General features: G+C 42.0%; 8 protein-coding genes. 4 read left to right on the top strand and 4 right to left on the bottom strand.

The window, feature by feature from the left end; all coding sequences use genetic code 11:
* Positions 1–123: 123 nt before the first annotated feature.
* Complete coding sequence (locus CXF88_RS07055) at positions 124–1,035, bottom strand: LysR family transcriptional regulator (protein ID WP_101086187.1); 912 nt, start codon at positions 1,033–1,035, stop codon at positions 124–126.
* A gap of 129 nt (positions 1,036–1,164) precedes the next feature.
* Here CXF88_RS07055 and CXF88_RS07050 point away from each other — a divergent pair, with 129 nt between their 5' ends.
* The 3 genes from CXF88_RS07050 to fusA all read left to right on the top strand — a co-directional run bounded on the left by CXF88_RS07050 (position 1,165) and on the right by fusA (position 9,827).
* On the top strand, positions 1,165–5,718 hold the full coding sequence (locus CXF88_RS07050) for a biotin carboxylase N-terminal domain-containing protein (protein ID WP_101086186.1): 4,554 nt from the start codon (positions 1,165–1,167) through the stop codon (positions 5,716–5,718).
* 153 nt (positions 5,719–5,871) lie between these two features.
* Positions 5,872–7,341, top strand: a complete 1,470-nt coding sequence (locus tag CXF88_RS07045; protein ID WP_101086328.1) for a diguanylate cyclase — start codon at positions 5,872–5,874, stop codon at positions 7,339–7,341.
* Positions 7,342–7,733: 392 nt separating this feature from the next.
* Complete coding sequence (fusA, locus tag CXF88_RS07040) at positions 7,734–9,827, top strand: elongation factor G (RefSeq protein ID WP_101086185.1); 2,094 nt, start codon at positions 7,734–7,736, stop codon at positions 9,825–9,827.
* Positions 9,828–9,932: 105 nt separating this feature from the next.
* Here the strand turns inward: fusA and CXF88_RS07035 are convergent, their stop codons facing one another.
* Positions 9,933–10,817: a LysR family transcriptional regulator gene (locus CXF88_RS07035; protein ID WP_101086184.1), complete on the bottom strand. Its 885-nt coding sequence runs from the start codon at positions 10,815–10,817 to the stop codon at positions 9,933–9,935.
* A 94-nt stretch (positions 10,818–10,911) separates the two neighbouring features.
* Here CXF88_RS07035 and CXF88_RS21970 point away from each other — a divergent pair, with 94 nt between their 5' ends.
* Positions 10,912–11,064, top strand: a complete 153-nt coding sequence (locus CXF88_RS21970) for a hypothetical protein (protein WP_174839623.1) — start codon at positions 10,912–10,914, stop codon at positions 11,062–11,064.
* A gap of 134 nt (positions 11,065–11,198) precedes the next feature.
* Here the strand turns inward: CXF88_RS21970 and CXF88_RS07030 are convergent, their stop codons facing one another.
* Both CXF88_RS07030 and napA read right to left on the bottom strand, forming a co-directional pair.
* Positions 11,199–11,630 carry a nitrate reductase cytochrome c-type subunit gene (locus tag CXF88_RS07030; RefSeq protein ID WP_101086183.1) on the bottom strand — a complete coding sequence of 144 codons (432 nt, stop codon included), beginning with the start codon at positions 11,628–11,630 and terminating at the stop codon, positions 11,199–11,201.
* 101 nt (positions 11,631–11,731) lie between these two features.
* Positions 11,732–14,215 (bottom strand): nitrate reductase catalytic subunit NapA, encoded by a 2,484-nt coding sequence (gene napA, locus CXF88_RS07025; RefSeq protein ID WP_101086182.1) that lies wholly within the window; start codon positions 14,213–14,215, stop codon positions 11,732–11,734.
* Positions 14,216–14,217: the final 2 nt, after the last annotated feature.

The following is a 14,217-nucleotide window of genomic DNA, read 5'->3' as shown; positions in this document are numbered from 1 at the left end:
GAGATAACCTTAAATGGCTTATTTGGCCATTTGAGGTTGTTATTTGAGCTAATGATTCTGGTATTGATGCGAGACCATATGCATAACAAAGACCCGATGGTGACTCGTTTGCCAGTGTATAGTTTAACTCATCATCGAATTCAGTGATTCTTGGCTGGTATATCGTTTGGTGAAAAAGTCTAAAAAAGCACTTATATTACTGGCTAATTGACGGCGACTTGAATACACCCCATACACTTTAAACGGTTCCATTGGCCATTCTTGTAAAATGGGCACCAAGCTTCCGGTTGCAAGTTCTTGCTTGCAACTAGTATTAGAAAGCATGGCAATACCATAATCATCCAACGCTAAACGTTTCACCATACTGGCGCTATTAACTCGCACTTTACGTTTAAAGGTTGCCATTATTTTACGGTTACCTTTGCCTAACGCCCAAATGGGTGCCGACAGTGTAGTGCCGAGTAAAATGCCGTTATGCTGAGTTAATTCTTGTGGTGTTGCAGGGCTGCTGAATTTTTTAATGTAACCAGGGCTTGCAACCAAAATTGGCTGGCGTTCAAATAATAACCTGGCGACAAGATCTGATGACTGTAGTGGACCATACTTAATTGCGATATCGTAACCTTCACCCACAAGCCCGACATCGTTATCGGTAAATTGAATATCGAGTTCTATATTGGGATAAAGGCGCATAAAACTAGAACATAAATGGCCGATAACATCTTGTGAAAATGATACCGGAATGGCGATACGTAACGCACCAGAAATATCATTATGGGTGTTTTCTATGGTGGCTTTGGCCGCTTCAATTTCATGACTAATAGAATCACAATGTTGAAAAAATAATGCGCCTACTTGAGTCAGACTTAAATTTCGGGTGTCTCGTTGCAGTAATCGTACCCCGAGTTGTTCTTCTAATTGAGCAACTTTACGACTAATTGTTGATTTAGGTTGTCCGATCTCTCGTGCTGCTTGAGAGAATCCTTTTGCTCTTACAACGGCTGCAAACAGCATCATACCGTTCAAATCGGGCATTCAAACCTCACTGTCTCAATTATGGAACAAAGCGTCCAAGCTAGTTTATATGGTAATTTACCCATTAACAAAGTTATATTTACGGGCTAAAAAAATTTTTCAGAGGCTATATAAGCAGAGGATCTAAGGATGACCAGCAAAAAGCAGCCCGCTAACAAGACTCAAGCACTATCGGCTGACCCACTTTTCTTACAAGCTGAACACTTGGCTAAAGACTTTTCATTATTTCCTGCTCATAACAAGCAGAGTTTATCTGAAGAAGTGAAAGGATTATTAACAGAAGATTCCATTCAATCAAACTTGAAGAGTTTGGCATCTTTAGACGTTGACGGTTATGTCAATAAAGTTATTCAACCGACTTTGGATAAAAACCGCCCAGGCGCGAAGCGTATGATCGCTGACTTAAAAGGCAAGATTATTGCCGAAAGTCATATCGGACCGTTTTACCGTGCTGAAGTGGAACTTAACTTTGGTACTCGTACTCGCCGTATCGGTTTTATTGCGCAAGAGCGCACGACCGCAAACGGTGCATGGATGCCAGAACACCATCTTGCAGCATGTAAGGCGATCCGTCACTTCGCAGAATTGTCGATGCCAATAGTATATTTAATTGATACTCCTGGTGCAGATGCTGGCGAAATTGCCAATAGCCAAAATCAAGCGCATACCATTTCTAAAGCGATTGCTGAAAGTGCTAATGTTGATGTACCGACTGTCGGTATTGTGATTGGTGCAGGCTATTCAGGTGGTGCAATTCCATTAGCTGCAGCAAACATTTTACTATCTGTACGAGATGGTATTTTTAACACCATTCAGCCACAAGGTTTACAGAGCATTGCGCGTAAGTACAACTTGTCATGGCAGGAATGTGCTAAATCGGTAGGCGTGTCACCAGAAGAGTTATATACCGCTGGGTGTATTGACGGCATTATCGATTTTACTCCATCAGATAAAGATGAGCGTCAACATAATTTCCGTCGTGCGATTATCAGTTCTATTGAAGCCGTTGAACGCGCAGCAATGAACTTTGTGCGCGAATCTACCGATTTAAAAGAGCATTATGATCGCAGTTTACAGCGTTATTTAGCGCCGTCGGCTAATCTGCTCACACTTGAAAATAATACCCGCTTATCGGTCGCCAATAACCCAACGATGTACCACAATATTTTTGGTAGTGCATATCGTTATTTGCGTTATTTGACCTTGCGTAGCCGTATTCATTCAATCTCACAAGAACAGTATGGTCGCTTATCAAAAGTGAGCGTGCCAGAAGGTGATTTGTTAGCGCGCATTAAGCAAGAACAGGAACGCGTGTTCCAGGCGTGGTTAACCAACCCAGATAAGCTTGTTTACGATGAAGAACTGAATAAACTTTGGGGTACATTCAGCGCTAAACGTAAAGACATTTCTGCCGAACGTAACGTGATTACACGTTTTATTTTGGGTGAACCAAAAGAGAACTATAAAAAAGCACGTAAAGCATTGTTATTTAACATTGGTTGGTCGTTATATCATCGCTGGAAAAGTAACGCCGCTAACAATTTCAATGGCTTAATTAAGCATTTAGAGTCACTGCCTAAATCTACAACGCAAGCTCCATGGCCTGAACTGAGTCAGCTTACTGTGTTGGATATTGTGGTTAACGATGAATTACGCGCAGACTTTATTTGGCAGTGTCATAACGTGCTTATCTTCAATGCGCTATATGACAATGTCGTAGGCAGCTTGGCGTCAATTTCGAAAGAAGCCATGATGTCAAAAAGTTTATCTCGTGAATCAGTGGATAAATTACTCCACAAATCGATTGATAACGCATTATCGACAAGCGACAAAGCTAACGACAAGAGCAAGTTCTATAAGTGGCTTAAATACTTTATGGATCAATCGAATCGTGCTGAATTGCTTACTCGTGTAGAGCAATGGAAGAGTGTCGGTTTCCCGCAGTTAAACGATTCGCTGTTTGTAATCTTAACTTATTTCTTCGAGCGTCTATTACCAGAGTACTTTGATAGTGAAGATGAACACGATAAATACACTGGGACAATTAACCCTGTACGTATTGGTCGTCGTAAGGATTTTTGGAACCGTTTAACAATGGGTTACCAAGACTTACTGATCCAAAAAATTCTTCGCGAAGAGAAAAAACAAGGCAAGATGGGCTGGGAAAATATTATCAAACAGTTCTTTACTAAGTTTGATGAAATTGATGCCGACAAAATGTCAGCTAACATGCTTAACTTCCCTGGTTTCCGTTTATCGATTGAAGATGCTATTGATAAAAAGATCCGCCCTTGTGGTTTAATTACTGGTCTGGCTGACTTTAATAATAATGGCAGTAAGTTACGTGTTGGTGTTGCCATTTCAAATACGGCATTCCAAGCGGGTGCATTTGATATGGCCAGTGCTGAAAAATTCAGTTCGCTATTAATTGAATGTGCTAAGCGTAAATTACCGGTTATTTGTTTTATCAGCTCTGGTGGTATGCAAACTAAAGAAGGTGCAGCGGCATTGTTTTCAATGGCGGTCGTGAACGACCGTATTACGCGCTTTATTCGTGATAACGAATTACCGGTATTGATGTTTGGTTTTGGTGATTGTACTGGTGGTGCTCAAGCCAGTTTTGTAACCCATCCTTTAGTGCAGACTTACTATCTTTCTGGCACCAATATGCCGTTTGCTGGTCAAATGGTGGTACCTGCGTACTTACCATCTACAGCCACATTGTCTAACTACTTATCTAAAGTGCCAGGGGCAATGACGGGGTTAGTTCATAATCCATTTAGCGACACCTTAGACACTCAGTTGTCGGGTATTGATCCACTGATGCCATTACCGACAATTAAGATTGAAGAAGTGATTAGCAAAGCGTTGTCGACTTTAGTGCCTGAAGTGATTGAGCTAGAGGACGTTATTGTACAGGACGATCCTCGTGCATTGATGAAGCCTATCCATAAAGTACTAGTGCATGCTCGTGGTTGTACGGCAGTTAAACTGATTCGTAAAGCACACGACAACAACATTAATGTGGTGTTGGTGGCCTCAGACCCAGACATGACATCTGTTCCAGCAGATATGCTGAAAGATACTGATAAGCTTGTGTGTATTGGTGGTAATACTTCAGATGAAAGTTACCTCAATGCTTACTCAGTATTGAAAGTCGCTGAGTATGAAAACGTCGATGCGTTGCACCCAGGTATTGGTTTCTTGTCAGAAAGCCCACAGTTTGCGGCATTATGTGTTAACAATGGGGTCAACTTTGTTGGTCCTAGCGTGCATTCAATGACCACTATGGGTAACAAATCTAATGCTATCCATACTTCTCAAAAGCAAAATGTGCCGGTTGTTCCTGGTAGTCATGGTATTTTGACAAACGCAGAACAAGCCGTGAACGTAGCGTCTGAAATTGGTTACCCGGTATTGCTTAAAGCGGTGCAAGGTGGTGGTGGTAAAGGTATTCAGGTTGTTAAACGCCCTGAGGACATGATTGGTTTCTTCCAGAAAACTGCGACAGAAGCCGCCGCTGCGTTTGGTAATGGCGATTTGTATTTAGAGAAATACGTTACCTCATTGCGTCATATTGAAGTGCAGTTACTGCGTGATAAATTTGGTAATACCAAAGTATTGGGTATTCGCGACTGTTCAGTGCAACGTAATAACCAGAAAGTGATTGAAGAGTCTGGTTCGACTATGTTGCCTGAAGAGCTCAAACAGCGCGTGATGGAATACACTCGTGCGTTAGGTGAAGCGACCGATTACATGGGCGCAGGTACCGTTGAGTTTATTTATAACTTAGATGCTAACGAAGTGTACTTCATGGAGATGAACACACGTCTTCAAGTAGAGCATCCTGTGACTGAAGCGACATCGGGTATTGATATTGTTAGCGCGCAGTTTGATATTGCTGCGGGTCGTTCAATTGAAAATCTACAGCCAATAGACCAAGGTTACGCCATGGAAGTGCGTGTGACGGCGGAAAAAGCGGCGCTTGATAGCCACGGTATTCTTCAGCTTATTCCTAATCCTGGTAAAATCACTGAATGTGTATTGCCTCAGCGTGACGATGTAGAAATTATTTCGATTGCAGCAGCGGGTAAGGAAGTATCGCCATACTATGACAGCTTGATCGCACAGATCATTATACGAGGTACTGACCGTGCCGACGTTGTGTCTAAAATGTATGCCTACTTAGATAGCGTAGTGATTAAAGGTATTGCGACTAACATTCCATTGTTGAAGCTTATCCTTAAAGATCCAACCTTCAACGAAGGGGTGTATGACACAAACTACTTGCCTCGCTTAATGGCTGAGCTAGACATTCCAGCACTGATTGCTGAAATGGAAGCGGCAGCAGAAGCGATTGAGGTTGATACTGAATCATTACGTGTTGGCGAAAGTAACGAGTTGAAAGTACTGGCTCAAGGCGCAGGCATTTTCTATACCTCTCCAGCACCAGGTGAAGCAGACTTTGTTAAAGAAGGTGACATTGTCACGGTTGAACAAACATTGGCATTGATGGAAGCAATGAAGATGTTCTCTCAACTAACGTTAGCGGGCTTTAATCGTCAAACAGGTGTGTTATATCCTGAAGACCAAAAGTATCGTATTGAACGTATTCTTAATAGCAATGGACAGCAAGTTTCACAAGGCGACTTACTGTTTGTGATTTTGCCAATCGAAGCGTAATACCTACGATTGATTGTTGAATAAAATACCCGCTATTTAGCGGGTATTTTTTTGTCATACTTTCGTATGTTGTAATACACTTAAGAGTATATACACTTTTGGTTCAACTAATTTGTTGGACCATATTGTTGGAGCATACTATTTTGAAAAATGATGCGAACATTGAGTCGACTTGAGTTCACTAGCGTATTATTGATTACGCTGTTGATATTCATTAATTTGATTAACGCTAAGCATGCCAGTGCTTCGGTGGTTGAGAGTCAGTCTGCCATCAATTCAAAAAACCGTAATATCATCCGTTATTGTGTTGATCCAGATTGGTTACCTTATGAAGCCATTGTCGATGGCCGTCATACTGGTATTTCATCTGATTATTTAGCATTATTAACAGACTATACCGATTTGACTTTTGTGTTAGTGCCCACCTCGTCTTGGCGACAGAGTTTAGAATTACTCAAACAAGGTACATGCGAGTTAACCCCCATTTTAAATCAAACCCCCAAACGCGACGCCTATCTCTCTTTTAGCGATATTTTTTTTAAATCTCCAAACGTCTTGGTGTCATTAAAATCCCAACCTTTTTTACAAGGCTTTGAAAACATCGGTGATCGCTTATTGGCTATACCCAAAGATTATCGTCTAGTGGAATATATCCAACAATTTTACCCGACTATCAATACCGTGTTGACTGATAATGAGCGACAAGGATTGGAAAAGGTGGCTAACGGTGACGCGGATATCTTCGTAGGGTCGATGTTTTCTGTTAACGCGTATATTCAACAACACGGGTTAACCTCGCTAAAAATAGCGGGTTGGGGTGGTCCTGAAGATGAGTTACGTATTGGCGTTACTCATGCAAAGCAAGGTTTGCTGCCACAGATTAATGCTGGATTGGCAAAAATTACTAAGGCAGACCATATTTCAATTTATAAAAAATGGCATAATATTACTGTTATTGAAGACATTGATTACAGCCTAGTGATCCAAGTGGTGACTGCTTTAGGAATGTTTATCTTATTTCTGCTTTACCGAACAATGTGTGTGAGCAAGTACAACCTTCATTTAGAAACCAACAACAAGCAGTTGCAAAAATTACAGTTAGAGCTGGAGAAGAAAAATTGCGACCTCGATTTTTTGGCTCAACATGATCCGCTGACAAAATTGTATAACCGCCAATATTTTAATCAAACCTTTTTAGATGATGCAAGGCAGCCTCTGAAAAAAATGGGTCAGAACAACAAGATGAGTTTGATCATCATGGATATTGATTTATTTAAAGCAATAAATGACCTGCATGGACATGCAATTGGAGACAAAATATTAGTTCAAGTCGCACAAGTATTACAAGCATCAGTAAGGGAACTTGACGTTGTAGCCCGGTGGGGCGGTGAAGAGTTTGTGGTGGTTTGTCAGCATGTACAGTTACACGATGCCACTGAGCTTTGCCAACGAATTACTGATGAACTTAGTTATTTTCATTTTTATCACAATATTAACGTGACTTGTAGTTTCGGGATTGCCTTATTGGGCGAGAATGAACCTATACAAGCTTGCTTTGAACGAGCCGATGCCGCGTTATACAAAGCTAAGCAGTCTGGGCGTAATCAATATTGTAGTGCGTAGATAAAAACCACATCTTGCTGGATGTTTGTGCCATTAGCAAAAATCGATCTTTATGTGAATAAATGCATATTTGTTGTGGTGTGATGTTGTTTCGCGACATTATGTGGCTCTAAAAATGCCGATTTAGGTATTTCATCTAAAATTTAACATTTTTCGGTCAAATTACTCCTAAGACTAAAAAATAATCTACTATATTTTAGTCAATTGTTTTATATGCAATTTATAGCATTAATTGAGCTTTTTTATGCTAAAAACAAATAAATATTGCAACAGCTATTTGCGCCCAGCAAGGTTCCAATTTACAATATGCGCCTTAATAACCTGATGTGCGGTGTGTCGGTTCTTTTTCGCATGCTCCGTCTACTTCTTAAACTAATCATTAAAGTTGAATCATGACCGAATTATCCAAATACAGAAACATTGGTATCTTCGCTCACGTTGACGCGGGTAAAACCACGACCACCGAGCGTATCCTTAAGCTAACCGGTAAGATCCATAAGATCGGTGAAGTACATGATGGTGAATCAACCACAGACTTCATGGAACAGGAAGCTGAGCGCGGTATTACCATTCAGTCTGCAGCGGTAAGCTGTTTCTGGAAAGATCACCGTTTTAACGTTATTGACACTCCTGGCCACGTTGACTTTACAGTTGAAGTTTATCGTTCGCTAAAAGTGCTTGACGGCGGTATCGGTGTATTCTGTGGTTCAGGCGGCGTTGAGCCTCAGTCAGAAACAAACTGGCGTTATGCTAACGATTCTGAAGTTGCGCGTATCATCTTCGTAAACAAGTTAGACCGTATGGGTGCTGACTTCTTACGTGTTGTTAAGCAAACTAAAGACGTATTAGCGGCTAACCCATTGGTTATGGTTTTACCAATCGGTATCGAAGACGAATTCTGTGGTGTTGTTGACCTACTAACTCGTGAAGCTCACATTTGGGATGATACTGGTTTACCAGAAAACTTCGAAATTAAGCCTGTACCAGCTGACATGGTTGACATCGTTGAAGAATACCGTGAATTGCTGATCGAAACTGCTCTTGAGCAAGACGATGCTTTATTAGAAGCTTACATGGAAGGTGTTCAACCATCTATTGAAGACGTTAAGCGTTGTATCCGTGCGGGTACTCGTACAATGGCTGTGTTCCCAACATACTGTGGTTCAGCATTCAAAAACAAAGGTATGCAGTTATTGCTAGATGCCGTTGTTGATTATTTACCTGATCCAGTTGAAGTTGATCCACAACCTCTAACTGACGAAGAAGGTAACGAAAATGGCGAATTCGCAATCGTTGATGTTGATGCACCTTTTAAAGCATTAGCGTTCAAGATTATGGATGACCGTTTTGGTGCGTTAACTTTCGTACGTATCTACTCTGGCCGTTTGAAGAAGGGTGACACCATCCTTAACTCATTCACTGGCAAAACAGAACGTATTGGCCGTATGGTTGAGATGCAAGCTAACGAACGTAACGAACTTGAATCAGCACAAGCTGGTGACATTATCGCTATCGTTGGTATGAAGAACGTGCAAACTGGTCACACTTTATGTGATCCTAAGCACCCTTGTACACTAGAAGCCATGGTATTCCCTGAGCCAGTTATCTCTATCTCTGTAACGCCAAAAGATAAAGGCGGTTCTGAGAAAATGGGTATCGCTATCGGTAAAATGATTGCAGAAGATCCATCTTTCCGTGTAGAGACTGACATTGATTCTGGTGAAACCATCCTTAAAGGTATGGGTGAACTTCACTTAGACATTAAGGTTGATATTCTTAAGCGTACTTACGGCGTTGACCTAATTGTAGGCGAGCCTCAAGTTGCTTACCGTGAAACTATCACTAAAGAAATTGAAGATAGCTACACGCACAAGAAACAGTCTGGTGGTTCTGGTCAGTTTGGTAAAATTGACTACACTATTCGCCCTGGCGAGCAAAACACTGGTTTCACTTTCACTTCTAAAGTGGTTGGTGGTAACGTACCTAAAGAATTCTGGCCTGCTGTTGAGAAAGGTTTCAAGAGCATGATGAACACAGGTACTATCGCAGGTTTCCCTGTGTTAGACGTTGAACTTGTGCTTCAAGACGGTGCTTTCCACGCAGTTGACTCGTCAGCTATCGCGTTCGAAATCGCTGCTAAAGGTGCTTTCCGTCAATCTATGCCTAAAGCCGGTGCACAACTTCTTGAGCCTATCATGAACGTTGACGTATTCAGCCCAGATGACAACGTTGGTGACGTAATTGGTGACCTTAACCGTCGTCGCGGTATGATCAAAGATCAAAACGCTGGTGTTACAGGTGTTCGTATTAAAGCTGACGTACCGTTATCAGAAATGTTCGGTTATATCGGTTCACTACGTACAATGACTTCAGGCCGTGGTCAATTCTCTATGGAATTTGCTCATTACAGCCCTTGTCCAAACAGCGTTTCTGAGAAAGTTGTTGCTCAAGTTAAAGAACGTAAGGCTGCTGAAGCTAAGAAGTAATTCTAGTTTCGACTTGCCCATAAAAACCGTTGCCTAGGCAGCGGTTTTTTTATGTCTTTTTTATGTGATTTCTACGATATTAAATGGTTATGACACAGTATTATATTATTCATGACTGTTTCTGCTGAGCGTTAATAGCGCTTGGGCTGGTGGGGTTAACGGTAGGTTCTCTCGCCATATTAATGCCAGATCCCAGGTCATTGCCGGTTGCATAGGTTTAAATACCAGTTTGCTATTGGTTAACCGTTGGCAAATGGGTTCGGGTAAAATCGCGACGCCTAAGTTAGCTTCAACCATTGCGGCTAAAAAGTCCCACTGACCTGTTCGAAAGGCGATGTTAAGGTGTACGCCAACTTTACGGCTTAAATAATTAATTAACTTTGCTAATGAAAAGTCTTCGTTGTAAAGAATGAAGGGATAAGATTCAAAGTCTTGCCAGCGTATGTCTGCATTGTTAGCGAGTGGGTGGCCTTCTGGTAAGCAAGCCAGTAAGGGATATTTAGTCAGAAGTTGACTTGCTAACTCTGTTTTATGCGTTGTCGGAAGTGCAGTAAAGGCTATATCTAGACTGTTGCTCAATAGTGCTTGCTCGCAACCAAATCCGCCATACTCGTACATCTGTAATTCGATTCCGGGATATTTTCGTCGATAATCGGTCAGCAAAGGAGTGATTAAACTACTCATCATAGGGCAGACACCAAGTCGTAATCGTCCTGACTTCAAGCCACTGAGGTTGTTAATACCTTCTTGTAGTCGATGCCAATGGCCTAAAATTTCCCGTGCACTTTGCTCAAACAATTGTCCTGCTTGGGTTAATTCTACTGTTTGATTATTCCTGATAAGCAATTGCTCACCAATGTTGTCTTCTAAACGTTGAATGGTTTTTGTCAGTGTCGGTTGGGTCATAAAACATTTTTGTGCCGCCCGGGTAAAGTTTTTGGTTTCAACTATGGTGAGAAAGGTCTGTAAGGTCTTGATTGGGATGTTCATGCTTAAATGGAATCCTCTCTATGGTAATTATTCATTTTACCTATGAACCCTAAACGATTACTTTGAACTCGTTAACAAAAACGGAGCAATGGTTATGAAGTCAACATCAAGTTTATGGGTCGGTGCATTATGGCAAGCGGCGATGCCTGTGAAGCATGAGATACAATCACCTAATACGTCACAAACATCAGCAGAACCGAGTTCGCCAGTTACACAGCAGACATCTAAACCAACAAACCCAGCCTAGGCTGGGTTTTGTTTTTAGCCCTTTTGTTGTTCGGACTTGTACCGTTTTAACACTGACACTGATAAAAAAATGCCACTTCGATTGAAGTGGCATTGCTCAAATTGAGGAATGGGGGGAATTTATATCTTCACTAATTACTTTGTCGTAAATGTGTTTTCCACTAACTCCTGTTTATTATCTGCTTGTGCAACATGGCACTGTACGCAGAAGTAGTTCATGCCATTTAATGTGCCTTTGTCATCTATAACGTGTGACTTCGCCACTGGCGTTGCTTTCATTCTTTTTGCTTTATCCCAGCTATGGCATGTTAGACAGCCATTTTTGTCTGTAGTGATGCTATAGCTATCTTTATGAGGGATCAACGGCGGTTGTTCTGCAAAGCTGCGCGCGATAGCTTTTCCTCTTGTAGGGTAGGTGGCGATAGCATCAGCAGGTGAGTTGTCGGTTATGGCGACGTTACCTACACGAGACTCTACTTTTACAGGAGTATTGTCTGCTACGGCTTGTTGTCCAGAATATGCGCTAAGGCTTAATAGTATGGCCACGACGCTAAGTAATTTTTTCATTTTCATCTCCGTTACATCCTAATGAATGTAGAAATCGAGTGTCGCAGCTGTCATGGTGTAATAACCCAGTGACAGCTGCAGCAATTAATATAAAAGCAGTATTAGGCTTTAAATATTTTTACGGGACACTTTTTGAAATCAGTTTCTTTTGATAATGGGTCAGTTGCATCCAAAAGCAGCTTGTTGACTAATTGTTTAGCGTCGAAGAATGGCATAAATACCACCCCTCTAGGTGGCTTGTTGCGACCTTTGGTTTCCACTCGGGTGTTGATTTCTCCACGTGGTGATGCCACGGTAACCTCGTCCCCTTGGGCTAACCCACGTGCCTTAGCGTCAGCAGGATGCATAAAGACTTGAGCACTTGGCATTGCTTTATGCAATTCAGGTACGCGAGCGGTCATTGACCCTGTGTGCCAATGTTCCAGTACTCGTCCTGTTGACATCCACAGATCAAATTCTTCATTAGGCTCTTCTGCAGCGGGTTCATAAGGCAGTGCAAATATGACGGCTTTACCATCTGGTTTACCGTAAAAATTGAAGCCTTCACCTGCTTTGACATAAGGGTCACTGCCTTCAACGAAGCGGCGGGTAGTTTCTTTGCCATTAACGACAGGCCAGCGTAATCCTCGCGTTTGATGGTAAGTGTCAAAGTCTGCTAAATCGTGTGCATGGCCGCGACCAAATTGAGCATATTCTTCGAAAATACCTTTCTGCAGGTAAAAACCAAAGTGTTCGTTTTCATCGTTATAAGCACCTTTACAATCGCTGGTAGGGAACTTATTGATTACGCCGTTAGCAAATAACACTTCATATAACGTTTTATCGGCTAGCTCAGGTTGTTTAGCGATTAATTCAGCAGGCCAGACTTCACTCACTTTAAAACGTTTAGAAAATTCAACTAACTGCCATAAATCAGACTTAGACCCTTCAGGTGTTGGAACAAGCTGATGCCAGAAATGGGTACGGCGTTCCGCGTTACCATAAGAGCCTTCTTTTTCAACCCACATTGCGGTTGGAAGAATTAAGTCTGCGGCCATTGCCGTGATAGTTGGGTAAGGATCCGAGACCACAATAAAGTTTTCTGGATTACGGAAACCTGGATAAACTTCATCATTGATATTAGGACCAGCCTGCATATTGTTAGTACACATAGTCCAATAACAGTTTAATTTACCATCTTTAAGCATACGGCTTTGCAGTACGGCATGGTATCCAGGTTTGGCTGGAATAGTGCCGGCAGGGACTTGCCAAAGTTTTTCAGTAATTTCACGATGTTTATCATTGTTCACCACCATGTCAGCAGGTAAACGATGTGAGAATGTGCCTACTTCACGAGCAGTACCACAAGCTGAAGGTTGGCCCGTCAACGAGAATGGGCTGTTGCCAGGAGTGGCTATTTTACCGGTGAGTAAGTGGATGTTATAGAGCATGTTATTTGCCCACACACCACGAGTATGCTGGTTTATACCCATGGTCCATAAGCTCATCACTTTGATGTTAGGGTCGGCGTAAGCTTTTGCCATAATCTCAAGTTTGTCAGCCGGTACGCCGCTCATTTTAGCTGCGTATTCTACAGTGTAAGTGCTAACGAATTTAGCATACTCGTCAAAGCTAATCGGTTTGGCATCACCGCTACCTGGGTTTTTAGCTTTCTTTTCCAATGGATGTTCAGGGCGCAAGCCATAACCAATGTCAGTGGTACCTAGGGCAAATTTAGTGTGCTTGCTAACAAAGTCTTTGTTTACTGCTTTGTTTTGAATAATGTAATTGGCAATATAATTTAAGATGACTAAGTCTGTTTGAGGCTTAAACACCATGGCATTATCTGCTAAGTCAAAGCTACGGTTTTCGTAAGTAGAGAGTACGTGTACGCGGGCATCTTTATGGCTTAAGCGACGGTCTGTTAAACGTGCCCATAAGATGGGATGCATTTCTGCCATGTTGGCGCCCCACAATACAAAGTGGTCAGCGGCTTCTAAGTCATCATAACAACCCATGGGTTCATCAATACCAAAGGTACGCATAAAGCCACCCACAGCTGATGCCATACAATGGCGTGCATTAGGATCGATATTGTTGGTGAGAAAACCAGCTTTATGAAGCTTAGATGCGGCGTAGCCTTCCCAAATGGTCCATTGACCAGAACCAAACATCCCTACAGAAGTTGGGCCTTTTTTGGCTATGCTGGCTTTCCATTTTTCGGCCATGGTGTCAAAGGCAACGTCCCAACTTACTGGCGTAAAATCACCTTCTTTATCATATTTTCCATCTTTCATTCTGAGTAGTGGCGAGGTTAATCGGTCCTTGCCATACATGATTTTAGATAAGAAATAACCTTTAATACAATTTAAGCCTTTGTTAACAGGGCTTTCAGGGTCGCCTTGAGTGGCAACAATTTTACCATTTCGAGTACCCACTAAAACACTACAACCTACACCGCAAAAGCGACATGGGGCTTTATCCCATTTTATTTCACTTTTACCTTCTGCAGCTTGAACGATATTAATTGGAATAGCGATACCCACGGCCGACGCTGCTGCGGCAGCGGCGTTGGCTTTTAAAAACTCGCGACGACTGATGCTCATGG

Origin of the sequence: Shewanella sp. ALD9 (assembly GCF_002836315.1) — a bacterium.
Lineage (GTDB): Bacteria > Pseudomonadota > Gammaproteobacteria > Enterobacterales > Shewanellaceae > Shewanella.
Note: the sequence above shows the minus strand (reverse complement) of the source record. Positions and strands in the feature narration are given on the sequence as shown.